Here is a 15324-nt window from a genome sequence, read left to right as displayed (position 1 = left end):
AATCCAAATGGAAGAGGAGGCTGTAAGAAGATGAAGAAGAAAAAGCTTCGCACCGGTCTTGCCCTCGTTCTCAGTTCCGCACTTCTTCTGACGGGATTCGCTGGCTTGCGTCCGCAAAAAGCGGTGGCGGCCGAGACCGAATACCAGACCCGATTCATGCAAATGTACAACCAGATTAAGAACCCGGCTAACGGATACTTTTCTCCTGAAGGCATTCCCTACCACTCCATTGAAACCCTGCTCAGCGAGGCGCCCGATTACGGCCATATGAGCACATCGGAAGCTTACAGTTATTGGCTGTGGATGGAGACGTTGTACGGGCACTACACCGGAGATTGGACCAAGCTCGAAGCGGCTTGGGACAACATGGAAAAGTATATCATTCCGGTGAATGAAGGAGACGGCAAGGAAGAACAGCCGACCATGAGCTTCTACAACCCGAATAGCCCGGCAACCTACGCGGCGGAGAAGCCTCAACCGGATCAGTATCCGTCTCAGCTGTCTGGCCAGTTTGCGGCCGGGAAAGATCCAATCGATGCCGAGCTTAAGGCCACTTACGGCAACAACCAGACGTACCTCATGCACTGGCTGATCGACGTGGACAACTGGTACGGGTACGGCAACCTCCTGAACCCGAGCCACACCGTCACTTACGTCAACACCTATCAGCGGGGGGAACAGGAATCTGTCTGGGAGACGGTGCCGCATCCTTCGCAGGACAACAAGACGTTCGGGAAAACCGGCGAAGGCTTCATGAGCTTATTTACGAAGGAAAGCCAGGCTCCCTCGGCGCAATGGCGGTACACGAACGCATCGGACGCGGACGCTCGCGTAGTCCAGGTTATGTACTGGGCGAAGAAAATGGGGTACAATAACGCGACTTATCTCAACAAAGCCAAGAAGATGGGCGACTTCCTGCGATATGATATGTACGACAAGTACTTCCAAAAGGTCGGAAGCGCTTCCGGCGGAACGCCTACGGCCGGGACCGGCAAAGATTCCAATATGTATCTCATGGCCTGGTACACCGCTTGGGGCGGCGGGCTCGGCGAGAACGGAAGCGGTAACTGGGCTTGGAGAATTGGAGCCAGCCATGCTCACCAAGGGTACCAAAACCCGGTTGCCGCGTATGCTCTGTCGCAATCGGCAGGCGGCTTGATTCCGTCTTCTGCAACGGCCCAAACGGACTGGAACGCTTCACTGAAGCGCCAGCTGGAATTCTATACCTGGCTGCTCTCAAATGAAGGGGCTGTCGGCGGAGGCGCCACAAACAGCTACAACGGAAGCTATGCCAAGTATCCTGCGGGCGTCAGTACTTTCTACGGAATGGCCTATCAGGAAGCTCCGGTCTATCGCGATCCAGATTCGAATACATGGTTCGGCTTCCAAGCCTGGCCGCTGGAACGGGTAGCGGAGCTGTATTACATTCTCGCTTCGAACGGGGACATCACCTCCGACAATTTCAAGATGGCGAAGACGGTTATCTCCAAATGGGTGGATTGGGCGATGGATTACACCTTCGTCAACCAGAAGCCGGTCACGGATGCGGACGGGTACTACCTGAACGCAGCCGGACAGCGTATCCTCGGCGGGACTAACCCGGTCGTGGCAACGACCGCCGATCCCGGCCAGTTTTCCATTCCGAGCTCGCTTGAATGGCAGGGGCAGCCCGACACCTGGAATGGGTTCTCTTCCTTCAGCGGCAATACCAATTATCACGCAGTCACGAAGAGTCCCGGACAGGATGTCGGCGTACTCGGCAGCTACATCAAGGCCCTGACCTTCTTCGCAGCAGGGAGCCGTGCCGAAACGGGTGGAACGGATACGGCGCTCGGAGCTCAAGCGAAGACGCTTGCGGCGCAGCTGCTTGACGTTGCATGGAACTTTAACGATGGAGTAGGCATTGTGACGGAAGAAACCAAAGGCGACGCTTACCGTTACTTCACGAAGGAAGTTTATCTGCCCAGCGGTTGGACGGGCAAATTCGGACAAGGCAATACGATTCCCGGTTCGGGAGCCGTCGCCTCCGATCCGGCGAAGGGCGGTAATGGGGTCTACGTTAGCTTTGCCGATCTTCGGCCGAAAATCACCCAGGATCCGCAATGGCAATATCTGCTCAACCTGTACAACACGTCCTGGAATCCGGTAACGAAGAAGTGGGAGCACGGAACCCCCACCTTCAAGTACCACCGGTTCTGGTCTCAGGTGGATATCGCAACGGCCTATGCCGAATTCGACCGGCTCATCGGCAGCTCGGGCCCGTCTCCGACGCCGACACCAACGGCCACGCCGACTGCCACACCGACTGCCACACCGACCGTAACGCCGACGGCCACGCCGACGACAACACCGACAGCAACACCGACGGCCACACCTACAGCAACGCCGACTGCCACGCCAACGGCAACACCGACAGCAACACCGACGGCCACACCTACAGCAACGCCGACTGCAACACCAACCGCTACCCCGACAACGCCTCCGGTCAGCCTGAAGGTGCAGTACAAAGCGGGTGACACAAACGCGACCAACAACGCCATCTCGCCCCATTTCAATATCGTGAACACGGGGACGGGTGCGGTGGATCTCAGCTCGTTGAAGATTCGCTATTACTTCACGAAGGATACGGCAAACGCCGCTCTCAACTTCTTCTGCGACTATGCGCAGGTTGGAGGCAGCAATATTCAAGGACAGTTCGTATCCATGGCAACCCCAACAGCCACGGCGGACACGTATCTGGAAATCTCCTTTAAGGCTGGAGCCGGAAGTCTGGCGGGCGGAGGCCAAAGCGGCGTGATCCAAACCCGCTTCCACAAGGGAGACTGGTCCAACTTTGATGAAACGAACGACTACTCCTTTGATGCGACCAAGACGAACTTGACCGATTGGAGCCGCGTTGAGCTCTATCACAATGGCTCATTGGTGTACGGCTCGGCACCGCAATAAGACAGGAACAAGGGGGTGAAGGATAGCGCCTGCAGCTGGAAATAGCTGATCATGCTCTTCATCTGACGGTAGCCTTAAGTGAGGGAAGGCACCTTCGCTTAAGGAAAAGGTTATCCTGGCAACGAACCAAAAAGACTCCAACGCCACGTTTATTGGGCGCTGGAGTCTTCTGTTTCATTTAGTCCCACAGGAAAGGGGCCATGTGCTGGCGGCTCGATTGGCTAAGCCTGCGCGTTCTACACATCCTGCAGCACAGCTTGATTCATGGAGGTGTCCGGTCATCCACTGCTTTGAATCCAATCCGCCTTGTTAGAAGACGAACTTTAGAACAAACAGAATTGAATAGAAGCAAAGGGTGAACGCCAGAATGATATCAACGCCGGATCGGACGTAATTCGGCGCTTTCCTCAGAAGCAGGGCGCCCATTAGATAGAGCACGAATAATCCGCCGACATAGCGGGGACCGCTCAGAAGCCCCGTCGGCGAGAAGGAAATGACCAGATAGACGAGGGCGTACGCCGCATAGGAGAGACGCAGCTTCTTCGCGCAAACGATGATCAGGATCATTCCGACGAAGAACAACAGAATACCTGGCATCCAAATTCCGAAAGCATAACGGGTCTCACCGGTAAAGATTTTGCCGGTATGTCGAGCGAGCAGGTCTGCGAAGAATCCGAATTTTTGCTTCCAATGCTCTCGTTGATACACGAGGAACTGAAACCAGTGACCGGTGACCACCTTATTGATGACCACATAGATACCGATCCCGACGAAGGGGAACAGGACGGCAGCAATTCGTTGAAGCATGCCGCTCAGGAATCCCTTGCGATAGCCCCGCTCATTCCGGTAGCTGCGAATGAACTCATGATCGTAGAGGATCTCGATCAGGATCGGCAGCACGAGCAGTACCCCTTGGTTGCGGGTGAGCGACGCCAGCATGGCGAACAATCCGGCAAGCAGCCATTTCTTGCGCCGTAGGGCATAGAACGTAAGAATCGTAAACGCGATGAACACGGATTCCGTATACGCGATGCTGAAGAAGAAGGAGAACGGGAAGAGAAGGAGAAGCTTCGCCGCAAGAATGCCCGTCTGCGAATCTTTGTACTCCCCCTCCACAAGTCGAACCAGGTAATAAAGAGCGATCAGTAGGAACAGGTTGGAGACAACGACTCCTGCGGTGAAATAACCAGGTATGACATAGTGAAACAGCTTAACGAGAGCCGGATACAGCGGGTAAAAGCAGATCGACAGCCGATCATGGCCGGTCGTCCGATACCCGAATTGGGCGATACCGAGGTACCATTCCGTATCGTAGATCTTGAACATCTTGATGAAGGTGGCGACCAGTGGCGGCCAAGCCTTGATCGTTATTGCTTTATAACAGTAAGTGCCTACAAAAATCAGGATCCGAGAAACTGCAAAATAGAAGAAGAGGATCTTCCAAAGCTTGGCGCGCGGCAAAGGTTGAAAAGTGGAGGAATCCGCATCCCGATAGGTGAGCCGGTCTCCGGGTTTGCCTACATGCAAAGTTCCGCCTATGTATTCCTGAACGAATTTGACGAGCAGGACGCAGAGGCAGACAAAGACGATAAGGATCGAGGAATAGCGGACGAGATCGGGTGCGAATGATGACATGGGTAAACATCCTTTTCCACATATTGATGGTCAAGCGTTCCTCTCGATTATAGGGATTGACCACTCACTTGGCAATGGGAGGAAGTGTCATGCAGCTCGTACTCTTGAAGAAGGAAAAACCGGAGACATCGGTCTCCGGCTGCGCACTTGTTGGGAAGCGGCTCCATTTACTGGTCTTCCGTAACGTACTCATTCGGATAGAGCGAGTCCGTCGTGCTTTCATTCTTGATCATGCTTTTGCGGCCGTTTCTCTTTTCACCCGTGTGTTTGACTTTGTCTGGCTCATCTCCCGGCCTTTTTTCATGCTTGGTCATGGTCTGTCCTCCTATCGGGTCATCGGTAAGGTAGCCGCATTCACCATATAGATGGGTTTCCTTCAGGCAGGCATGTGGGTAGTGTTCCCCGGTAGATATCCATCTACTCCCTTTGAGTTTACATAGCCCCACGGAAGCTTCTCTTCCAGATCTAAGGCGATCTAAGGCATCATCCGATAAGGATTCGACCGAATGATTCTTGTTGGCGGCGAAGGAAACGCGTATACTGTCAAAAGATATTTCTGATGAGGGATTCCAGAGAATCCCTGTCGAAAGCAATTATTCATCGGGGGAAAACAGAAACGGGGGGTTATGGAACATGCTTGTCCGTGTCGTCAAATCGTCCGTTGCGGCCGCCGCAGCCATCGAAGGCTCGCTGCTGCTTGGATTGAGCAACTCGTATACGGCCGGTCTGTTCGCCATTCTGGGCATCGATACGACTAAGAAACGCAGCGTGCAGAGCATCATCATCCGCTTCATCGCTTCGGTCATCGGGCTCCTGGTGGCGACGGCCGCTTTTTATCTGCTCGGCTATCATGTATGGGTTATCGGACTTTACATCTTTGTGCAGTACTTAGCCTTGTACAAGATGAAGATGCAGGACGGCATCGTCATGAGCTCCGTCATCATGCTGCATCTCTACGCGGCCGGGGAAACGACGCTGAAGCTGATCGGCAACGAGGTGATGCTGCTCGCCATGGGTCTGGGAGTGGCGGCGATCATTAACCTCATCTATACACCGCGTTCCGAGAAGCAGATGATGCAGACGAAGGAAGCGGTGGAGGCGAATTTTTCGGCCATTTTACGGGAGATTGCCGGACACCTGCGCGATTTTAACCGGGTTTGGAACGGCACCGAGCTCCTCACGGCGATGGAGAAGGTGGACGAAGGCGGTAAGCTCGCCATGAATGCGGACGAGAACGCGCTGTTTCAGAACAAAGGGGAATGGCACACCTATTTCGAGATGCGCCGGCAGCAGCTTTTTTCGATTCAACGCATGCTGGACCTCGTCTCTCAGGTCTATCAAAACCTGCCGCATGGCGAAGCCGTTGCCGAGCTGTTTGATTCACTCGCCGAGGATTTGAAGAATCCCTATTACACAGGCCGGATCGACGAGGAGCTGTCCAAGCTGGACGCCGCGTTCAAGACGATGCCGCTGCCGGAGAACCGCCGCGAATTCGAGGTCCGATCGGCTCTTCTGCAGATCAACCTGGAGCTGAAGACGTTCTTGTCCATCGCGAAGCAACTGAAGAAGAAGCGGCCGCAAGGGCGTGCCGAGGCGCTGCAATAACGCAACAGGGATGAAATGTGTTAGGGATCCAATCGAGAAGGAAGAATAAGATAGAAAGAGAGACGAAGCGGTCCGAATCGAAGGGCCGCTTCTTCCTTGCCACGCAGCTCATCCGGTGGAAAAAACAGAGCATCCATCGGCTTTTGAAAAATATCTTGGCCGACTTCCGCCCGGGTAATCAACATCTGCCCATGTCCTGCATACACTTCTAAAAGAATGATTGTATGGAGGAGGTTGAAACATGTCGTTCACAGATAAGGACTTGCAAAGCAGAGAAATTATAACAAAAGCTGTATGCGGCAAAGGTCGTAAATTCAGTCAGGTGAGCCATACCGTAACTCCTTCTAACGCTCCAACCAGCATCCTGGGCGCCTGGATCATCAATAACCAGTATGAAGCGGTCCACTCCACGAGCGGCGTAGAAGTAATAGGGTCGTATGATATCAACATCTGGTACTCGTACGACCGGAACACGAAGACGGATGTGGCGAAGGAAACGATTTCGTACGTTGATGTGGTCCCGCTCTCTTACTTGGACAAAAAACATAAGCCGGCGACGGCCGAGGTTTATGCCGTTGCGGTGACCGACCCGAACTGCGTGGAAGCGAGCATTTCGGGAGACGGTGTGGTCATTCGCGTGGAGCGGGAATTCCAGGTGGAGATGACAGCCGAGACCAAGGTGTGGGTTCTCGTCAACCCAAACGGAGGCTACGGAGATGAGAAGAACTATGATTTCGACGGTTCCGACGAAGCGGAATACGACGAGCTGGATTTGGAGCTTCTTGATGAAGAACTGACCTGAGATTTTGTACAGCATATGCAAGTCAAGGGGCAACTGCTGAGGGCGGATGCCCTCTTTTGTATGAAAAATCAGCGCTAGCGTGGCGAGATGAGCCTGTGCAGGACATGAGCGAATTCTTGAACGGAGCAGGGAGGGGACGTAGGTGAAGTGTTTTTTTCTTCATGCCGGGGAAAAAGGAGCCGAGCGGTTGGCGGAGCGGTTGACGTTTCCGAGCGGTCGCAAGCTGCCGAGGGGCGATGCTTGGGACGCAGTCATCCGATATGGAACGCTGGCCGACGAGCCGGAGGGACCGGTCGTCATCGGGCGGCTCGCTCCCATTCTGCGGGCGGGTAAGCAGGAGACCTGCGGCGAGCTGCTGAGGCAGTGCGGGTTGAAGACCGGCCGAGGACTTGGAGCAAGGCATTCAGCTAAACCGCTCCGTCTCGAAGAGAGTTTCGCCCGCGATGCGGCTGTGCGCACGCATGGTCCTAACGTGCCGTCAACGGAGGCTCCTGCCGCCTGGGAATATCGGATACCGGTCTTTCAGCAGGACGCTCTTACGATGTACGCCAGGAAGTCGGCTCCTCCCGGAAACGGGATGCTTGTTCGGCGGGAGGAGCACAGCTATGGGGAACTGCCGGAAGCGGAGCGGCATTTCCGTGCGAAGCGGGCGATGCGAGACGCTGTGCGAGCCGTCTATGCGCTGGGCTTGGATTATGGCCTGGTTACGGTCGTCTCTACGGCGGACGGAGACACGTTGATCGAACGGGTCGATCCGGTGCCGGATTCGACCCGCGAGTGGATCGATCCGTTCGCGGAGGCGCTTAATCGGTTCGTGGCTGCAGAATGGCCGAAAGAGTCCGCGCTCATGCTCGGAGCCGATCCGGAATTTGTTCTGATGGGATCGGACGGGAAGGTCGTCCCCGCGTCCCGGTTCATGGAGCGGCAGGGCAAGGTGGGCTGCGACGCGGTGATTCTGAGCGGCCACCGGATCATCCTGCCGCTGGCCGAGCTTCGCCCGGACCCGAGCCCGGATCCATTGGCGCGAGCTGCGCCAGGACCCGCTCCGGCACCCCGGCCTGCGGCTGCATTACTATCGCGGCGAGACCCGGCCGCTCCAAGAGGTGGCCGCCCGCCTGTGGGCGGAGCTGGAGCCGCTTGCCGCTTACAGCGAGCAGGAGCGCGAGCTCTCCTGGCTGAAGCGGCAGCTCTTCGACGCGCCGCCCGAAGCCGGACTCATCGACGCGTCCGGAGACTTCCGCGCCGCTTGGGGCATCGGACCGGCGGATTATGAAGCCCCCGCGGGCAAAGCGAGCTTCGATCCCGCTCGCCCCCTTGCCGTCTCCGGGCTGCCCCTTACGGTCAGCACCCGCACACAGGCGGCAGTCGTGCCGACGCTTACCTCGCAGGCGCTGCTATACGTGTGACCCCTGAACGAGGAAGACGCCTCCCTATCCCGAAAGCAAGCGGATGGAGGCGTCTTGCCGTTGCGAAAGAGTCTACGTTGGCCAGCAGGCGGCGGTTATCGATTGAAGCGCCCGAGGCAGGGGTACATCGGTACACTTGCCGTTCACTCCACAACAATCTGATCGATAACCCCATTGAGCATAAGCTCAATAACAGATGTTTGGACAGCTTCGCCTTTCTCCTGCAAGAACATCCAGCTGTGGTAAAGGGCCTGAAAGGCATAAGAGGCGGTCTGAATGTCGCATGTGAACGGGATGCCGTGGTCATGCAGAGATTGTGCGGCGTCCAGTTGCTGACCATCGAAGGCCAGAAGCCGTTCTTTCGAAACCTTGCGGGCGATTTGTTCCACCGTAATCGTGTCGATTTGGCTGAGGATCGGATAACGGAGCATCCCGTTTGCCATTGCGGCAAACACTTGCCGAACGCGCTCTTTACGGGGCAGTCCGCCATTGGAGTCCAATAACAAGTTCAGCTCGTTAAAGATGGTTTTCTGAAGGCCTTGAGTAATGTCCAAAAACAGATATTCCTTGCTTTCATAAAATGTATAAAACGAAGCCTTGGCGATCCCGACGGCGCCGACCAAGTCATCAATCGTCACTTTTTTGATCCCATGCGCGGTAAATAACCGTTCACCCTCGACGAGCAGCCTCTCGCGGATTCGTTCCTTTTCTTTCTCGCTAAAACGCGGCATAGCTACCTCCTGTTCGATTGTGCATCCTCCCGGGCGAATTGAATATGAAGAATTTGACTTCGATTTCGGGTGGAGGGCAGAAGATTCAGAATCCGTATAAGCATAGATTGGCGCTCCTTAAGCAGGTTTCCGGTACTCCACGCTTGAACCAGACGTACCTGCTCGTTCAGCTTTTCAATATCTTTTGCGCGGTCAAGCCCCCACAAAAAAGGGCTGCTCATTTTTTTGTTTACGAAAAAGCGGTGGACCACGTCAAAAAACAGATGCGCACCCGAGAAGCGCTTCGCTAAGAGAGTAAAAAACCGAATGACGTCTTCCTCCGGAAAGTACATGAGCAAGCCCTCCGCAACAATGACAACCGTGCTGTTCTCCGGCAGGGGGATCTCTTCTACCCATGAAGCATCCAATACTGATTTCGAGATAAAGCGGACACGGTCATTCTCCGAGAAAAAGCGGCTGCGAAGCGAGATGACCTCCGGTAAATCCAGGTCAAACCAGGTTAAGAGTCCGTTATCGATTCGGTTCATTCGCGTATCCAACCCTGCCCCGAGATTGAGAATGACAGCGTTCGGCGTTTGCGCAATAATCTTTTTTACCTCGTCATCGATTACTTTTGTTCGCGCAAGAATGCCCTGCGTTGCGAGTTCGCCGCCATCGGTTACGGTAGTGCTGGTGTCAATCGTACGGAGCATCTCCAATGATTTTTCGTCTGTAAAGATCGGATTCTTCCGAGTCGTTTCCGCAGCTCTTGCTGCCAAAGGAATGAATAGCGTCTCTGAAATGGGGGGCCAATCCTTCCTATTCGTTGTCTGCATCCGATTCACCTCTTCGTTTTGATGATAGAAATGGATCTTCGTTATCCTTGTTCACGTTTTATGTATACCAAATAAATAAATCAGTATATATAGTATGTTTATCTTCGCTCCATTTGTCAATAAATACAGGAGTTCAGTTTTAATCACCAAATGCGGATGAAGACGGCTTCGCCGTCGAAGAGATCCAGTCGAGTGGCTATCTGCTGGGGGGAATGGTTTCGAGATCGTGATTTCACTCCAGCGTCTGGATGCTCAACGAAAAGGGCGGGCTATGGTATACTGGATTTAAGAATAAGCAAGCATCAATTGCGAGATTAAGGGCGCTGGGCAGCAAGTGAGCTGTCCTTGTCCCAAAGGTGTTGGAGGCTGGATCTGTTGGCATATACCCCGATGATGGAACAATACTTAAGCGTGAAGGCCGAAGTGCCGGACGCGTTTCTTTTCTTTCGGCTAGGCGATTTCTATGAAATGTTTTTTGATGACGCCATTCAAGCGTCGCGCGAGTTGGAATTGACTTTGACCGGACGAGAGGGCGGGGGAGGAGAACGCGTACCCATGTGCGGCGTTCCGTATCACTCTGCTGAAGGATATATTTCCCGTCTGATTGAAAAAGGCTACAAGGTCGCCATCTGCGAACAAATGGAGGACCCGGCTACGACCAAGGGGATGGTGCGGCGCGAGATCGTCCGGATCGTGACTCCTGGAACGCTGATGGAAGGCAAGCTGCTGAATGAACGAGCGAATAACTACATCGCCTGCGCGTCGGAATACGGCAGCCGGTATGGGTTCGCCGCCTGCGATTTGTCCACGGGCGAGCTTCATGTGACCTGGCTGGAACGGTCATCGGACCGCTTGGCGGACGAGCTGACCGCCTTTCAACCGGCTGAGCTGCTTGCCCACGGAGAGATGCTGGACACGCTCCGCAAGCTGCCGATGATGGCAGGCGTGCCGCGGACGGATTGGAACCGGCGCGACGAGGAGTTCGTACGCGGCCATTTTGCAGCGGACGCGCTGGATCGGCTCGATCCGGCTGCGCGGGAATCCGTCGTGCTGTTGATGACTTACCTGAAGGAGACTCAGAAGCGGTCCCTCTCGCATATTACGGAAATCCGTTTCTACGAGCCGGATGAGTTCATGACGATGGACCCGTTCACGCGGCGGAATCTGGAGCTTACGGAGACGGTCCGCGAACGGGCGAAGAAGGGCTCGCTCTTCTGGCTGCTCGACAAGACGGAGACCGCGATGGGCGGGCGGCTTCTGCGCCGCTGGATCGAGAAGCCGCTCTTCAACAAGGGTCGCATTGAAGAACGGCTGGAAGCCGTGGACAAGCTGGTGAACCGCTTGATCGAGCGGGAAGAGCTGCGCGGCGTCCTGCGCGACGTGTACGACCTGGAACGGCTCGTCGGACGCGTCTCGTACGGCAGCGCCAACGGCCGGGATCTTGCGGCGCTTCGCCGCTCGCTGGAGCAGATGCCGGCATTCCGCGCTGCTTGCCTCGCCAGCGGATCGGAGACGCTGACCCGGTTGGCGGAGAATCTCGATGAATGCGCCGACGTGCGGGAATGGATTTCGGCGGCGCTCGTGGAAGAACCGGCCTTATCTGTGAAGGAAGGCGGCATCATCCGCGACGGGTACCATGACCATCTGGACAAGCTTAAAGTAGCGAGTCGCGACGGCAAAAGCTGGATCGCCGCGCTGGAGCGCCAGGAGAGGGAGCGGACCGGCATCAAGTCGCTCAAGGTCGGCTTCAACAAAGTGTTTGGCTATTACATCGAAGTCACCCGCTCCCATATCGCCTCCTTGCCGGAAGGACTCTACGAGCGCAAGCAGACGCTAGCTAATGCGGAACGATATATCACCCCGGAGCTGAAAGAAAAGGAAGCGCTGATCCTCGAGGCGGAGGAGAAGATGTTCGGGCTCGAGTACGAGCTGTTCTGCGAGCTTCGTGACCGGATCGCCCGGGAAACACGCCGTCTGCAAAAGCTTGCGGAGGTCGTGGCGGCCGTCGATGTTCTGCAATCCTTCGCTGCTGTCAGCGCCGCAAATCGCTTTACTCGCCCGGTCGTGACGGAAGGCTATGACTTGATCGTCGAGAGTGGAAGGCATCCGGTGGTCGAAGCCGTTATGGGCGATAACGCCTTTATCGCTAACGGCACCCGGCTTTCCCGTGAGGACACCCGCATGCTCTTGATCACCGGCCCGAATATGGCCGGGAAGAGCACCTACATGCGGCAGGTGGCGGTGCTGTCGATCATGGCGCAGATCGGCTGCTTCGTCCCGGCCGAGAAGGCGGAGCTGCCGCTCATCGACCGCATCTTCACGCGCATTGGCGCGGCGGATGACCTGATCGGCGGCCAGAGCACCTTCATGGTCGAGATGATGGACATTCGCGTCATGACCGAGAAGGCGACCGAGCGCAGCCTGGTCATCATCGACGAGCTCGGGCGAGGTACCTCGACCGGCGAAGGAATGGCGATCGCACAGGCTGTGATTGAATACCTCCATGACCGGATCGGCTGCAAGACACTCGTTTCCACTCATTTTCATGAGTTGGCGCATCTGGAGGAGACCCTTGCTTACCTGCACAATGCTTGCATGGCGGTGAAGGAGAGCGGCCAGGATGTCACCTTCTTGCGCAAGCTCATCCCTGGTGCGGCGAGCACCAGCTACGGCATTTATTGCGCGCGACTAGCCGGTCTGCCGGAATCAGTCATCGAGCGCTCCTATACGCTGTTGAATGTGTTTGAAACGAAAGGGGCCGAGGAGCAGGCCGCCGTATCAGAAGCGGCCACAGCACGCACGGAGCTGCCTGGGCAGTCTCTTTCGCGAGAACAACTAGAAACTCAAACCGCACAATCCGTGCAAGCAGGAGCCTCCGGGGATTCAAACTCATCCACAAGTACACAGGCTTCCGGCAACGGAGAGATCATTCAGCTCAGCCTATTCGGTGAACCGGAGCCGGATTCGGGTCATTCTCGGAAGAGCGATGCCAAGCTGCAGCTGTTGGCGGATCGCCTTCGCGGAGCGGATCTGATCAACATGACGCCGCTTGCCGCGATGAACTTCCTCTTTGAGCTGAAGCAGAAGCTGAGCGAAGCGGAAGCGAAAGCCGGGAAATAACGATCTTGCTTCGAAAGTCGAATAGGGGATGGAAGGGGGAGTCTTGATGGGGATCATCCGACTGTTGGACGATCATATCGCGAACCAGATTGCGGCGGGTGAAGTGGTCGAACGACCGTCTTCCGTCGTCAAGGAACTGGTGGAAAACTCAGTCGATGCGGGCAGCACCCGCGTCGACGTTACGATCGAAGAAGGCGGCTTGCAGCTCATTCGGGTCAAGGACAACGGCACAGGGATCGCGGACGACGATTGCGAAATCGCCTTTGCCCGCCATGCGACGAGCAAGATCAGAAGCGGCAAGGAACTGTTCCAGATTCGAACGCTTGGGTTCCGGGGCGAAGCCCTACCCAGTATCGCAGCCGTCGCCAAGGTGGAATGTATCACCACCGGCCGCACGGATGGCCTGGGGAGACGCATCGCTATCGAAGGCGGTACGCTCGTCTCCGTCGAGGAAACGGCGGCGGAGCGCGGGACGGATATCCGGGTTCGGGAGCTGTTTTACAATACACCGGCGCGGTTGAAATACATGAAGACGATCCAGACAGAGCTTGGACATGTATCTGATTATCTCTACCGCATCGCCATGGCACATCCTGAAATTGCGTTTACACTTCGGCATAACGGCCATACGCTCCTGAATACGCTCGGCAACGGGGATTTATTGGGGGTGCTGGCTGCTGTCTATGGGGCTTCCACCGCGAAGAGCATGGTGGAAGTCCAAGCGGAAGATCTGGACTATGTCGTCCACGGCTTCGTCTCCCGTCCGGAGACGACCCGTACGGGAAGAGCGGCGTTGACTCTTGTTGTCAACGGGCGCTATATCCGCAGCTACGCGGTCACCCAGGCGATTCTGCGCGCATATCATACGCTCTTGCCGGTCAATCGTTATCCGGTGGGAGCCTTGCATCTGACGATGGACCCTTCTCTCTTGGATGTGAATGTCCATCCGTCTAAGCTGGAGGTCCGCTTCAGCAAGGAAGTGGAGCTCGTCTCCTTGATTGAAGCTGCAGTCCGTGCCGCTCTCGGTCGGCAGACGTTAATTCCGGCAGGCGGCAAAACAGCCATCGGCAAAAATGCCGTTGTCCAGGAGCAATTTGCCCTCTACCGCCCATCGGAGGACAGCGGTCCGGTGCCCGCGAATGCACCGCTGCCTGAGCCTCCTGAGCTCACAGCAGCCAGCGGAGGGAGTGGAACCGGAGTTGCTTCCACAGCTTCGGAGTTCTCCGGGAGCGGGGAGAGAAGATTCGGCGAAGCTTCTGGCGTTTCTGTTTCGCCTACTGCTTCCTTTGGCAAGATGTCCACCGGAGCTTCCTTCACGGACGGCACCACCAGCCGACCGTCTTGGCCGGAAGAACGGAGTGCCGATTCCCGTTCTTTTTCACCGGAGAGTTCGTCAGACGCGCAGCGTTCTTCCTTCGCTGGATCAGACCGCTCGGACCGCTCCGAGCAAGGCCGCTCGCCTATGCCAGGATCGTCTGCCGCCTATGCAGACCGTTCCATTGCCGGCACTCCATCCGCAACCCGCGCATCATCGGGCTCTTTCGGCGTTTTCCCGGGTCGCCCGGCATCCGCCGGCTTATCCGCACCGATCACAGCGGAACAGCTTGCCCGCATCGTGGCTCCTTCGGATGGCTCCGCTCCGGCGATGCCTGCTTTTCCGAAGCTCGATCCGGTGGGCCAGCTCCACGGCACCTACCTCGTCGCGCAAAACGAAGAGGGCATGTATCTGATCGACCAGCATGCGGCTCATGAGCGGATCAATTACGAATATTACCGGGAGAAATTCGGGAAGCCGGAGGAGGCGAGCCAGGAGCTGCTGCTGCCGCTCACTCTCGATTTTACGTCTGCCGAAGCAGCTGTCCTGGAGACCCGGCTCTCACTCTTGGAGCAGGCCGGCCTGTACCTGGAACCGTTCGGGGGAACGTCCTTCCTCGTGCGAGCTTACCCGCATTGGCTTCCTGTCGGGGAAGAGAAGGATCTAGTCGAAGAGATGATCGACTGGGTCCTCGCCGAGAAGAAGGCAGTCGATCTCTCCGCGTTCCGGGATGCGGCTGCCGCGATGTGTTCCTGTAAGGCATCAATAAAGGCGAATCAGCCCATCACCCATTCGGAGATGGAAGCCTTGCTCGATCGACTGTCCGCCTGCCGCAATCCGTACACCTGCCCGCACGGAAGGCCGATTCTCGTCAGCTTTACCCTCTACGAGCTGGAAAAAATGTTCAAGCGCGTCATGTGAAGGAGAACATTGACGAGTTCATCTTCGA

11 protein-coding genes and 1 pseudogene are annotated in these 15324 nt (G+C 56.1%); 7 read left to right on the top strand and 5 right to left on the bottom strand.

All coding sequences use genetic code 11. The features are described 5' to 3' along the window. The first annotated feature begins 30 nt into the window (after window positions 1–30). Entirely contained in the window at window positions 31–2946 is a 2916-nt protein-coding gene (locus BN2684_RS22965; RefSeq protein WP_058304392.1) for a glycoside hydrolase family 48 protein, read from the top strand. Between the two features lie 309 nt (window positions 2947–3255). Here BN2684_RS22965 and BN2684_RS22960 read toward each other — a convergent pair whose 3' ends face one another. Next, window positions 3256–4581 carry a glycosyltransferase family 39 protein gene (locus tag BN2684_RS22960; protein ID WP_058304391.1) on the bottom strand — a complete coding sequence of 442 codons (1326 nt, stop codon included), beginning with the start codon at window positions 4579–4581 and terminating at the stop codon, window positions 3256–3258. Window positions 4582–4748: 167 nt separating this feature from the next. Next, window positions 4749–4895 carry a hypothetical protein gene (locus BN2684_RS24635; protein WP_159065837.1) on the bottom strand — a complete coding sequence of 49 codons (147 nt, stop codon included), beginning with the start codon at window positions 4893–4895 and terminating at the stop codon, window positions 4749–4751. A gap of 319 nt (window positions 4896–5214) precedes the next feature. Here BN2684_RS24635 and BN2684_RS22955 point away from each other — a divergent pair, with 319 nt between their 5' ends. Further along, window positions 5215–6186, top strand: coding sequence for an aromatic acid exporter family protein (locus BN2684_RS22955; RefSeq protein WP_058304390.1), 972 nt, complete (start codon window positions 5215–5217; stop codon window positions 6184–6186). Between the two features lie 20 nt (window positions 6187–6206). Here the strand turns inward: BN2684_RS22955 and BN2684_RS24630 are convergent, their stop codons facing one another. Then, window positions 6207–6371, bottom strand: coding sequence for a hypothetical protein (locus tag BN2684_RS24630; protein WP_159065836.1), 165 nt, complete (start codon window positions 6369–6371; stop codon window positions 6207–6209). Window positions 6372–6427: 56 nt separating this feature from the next. On the opposite strand from BN2684_RS24630, the gene cotE reads away from it, so the two are divergent. The 3 genes and pseudogenes from cotE (at window position 6428) to BN2684_RS25455 (ending at window position 8394) form a co-directional block, all read left to right on the top strand. After that, window positions 6428–6988 carry an outer spore coat protein CotE gene (gene cotE, locus BN2684_RS22950; RefSeq protein WP_058304389.1) on the top strand — a complete coding sequence of 187 codons (561 nt, stop codon included), beginning with the start codon at window positions 6428–6430 and terminating at the stop codon, window positions 6986–6988. A gap of 541 nt (window positions 6989–7529) precedes the next feature. Beyond that, a pseudogene (locus tag BN2684_RS25460) lies at window positions 7530–7997 on the top strand (putative amidoligase domain-containing protein); the annotation flags it as partial. 4 nt (window positions 7998–8001) lie between these two features. Beyond that, window positions 8002–8394 carry a putative amidoligase domain-containing protein gene (locus BN2684_RS25455; protein ID WP_108722243.1) on the top strand — a complete coding sequence of 131 codons (393 nt, stop codon included), beginning with the start codon at window positions 8002–8004 and terminating at the stop codon, window positions 8392–8394. A gap of 143 nt (window positions 8395–8537) precedes the next feature. Here the strand turns inward: BN2684_RS25455 and BN2684_RS22940 are convergent, their stop codons facing one another. After that, entirely contained in the window at window positions 8538–9125 is a 588-nt protein-coding gene (locus BN2684_RS22940) for a TetR/AcrR family transcriptional regulator (RefSeq protein WP_058304387.1), read from the bottom strand. Window positions 9126–9127: 2 nt separating this feature from the next. Then, window positions 9128–9940, bottom strand: coding sequence for a class I SAM-dependent methyltransferase (locus tag BN2684_RS22935; RefSeq protein ID WP_058304386.1), 813 nt, complete (start codon window positions 9938–9940; stop codon window positions 9128–9130). Between the two features lie 372 nt (window positions 9941–10312). On the opposite strand from BN2684_RS22935, the gene mutS reads away from it, so the two are divergent. Together mutS and mutL are read left to right on the top strand one after the other, a co-directional pair. Next, complete coding sequence (mutS, locus tag BN2684_RS22930; protein ID WP_108722273.1) at window positions 10313–13060, top strand: DNA mismatch repair protein MutS; 2748 nt, start codon at window positions 10313–10315, stop codon at window positions 13058–13060. A 46-nt stretch (window positions 13061–13106) separates the two neighbouring features. Continuing rightward, window positions 13107–15296, top strand: coding sequence for a DNA mismatch repair endonuclease MutL (gene mutL / locus BN2684_RS22925; RefSeq protein WP_058304385.1), 2190 nt, complete (start codon window positions 13107–13109; stop codon window positions 15294–15296). The last annotated feature ends 28 nt before the right edge of the window (window positions 15297–15324 follow it).

Source organism: Gorillibacterium timonense, assembly GCF_001457415.1.
Lineage (GTDB): Bacteria > Bacillota > Bacilli > Paenibacillales > NBRC-103111 > Gorillibacterium > Gorillibacterium timonense.
This window is presented reverse-complemented; position numbering and strand designations above follow the sequence as displayed.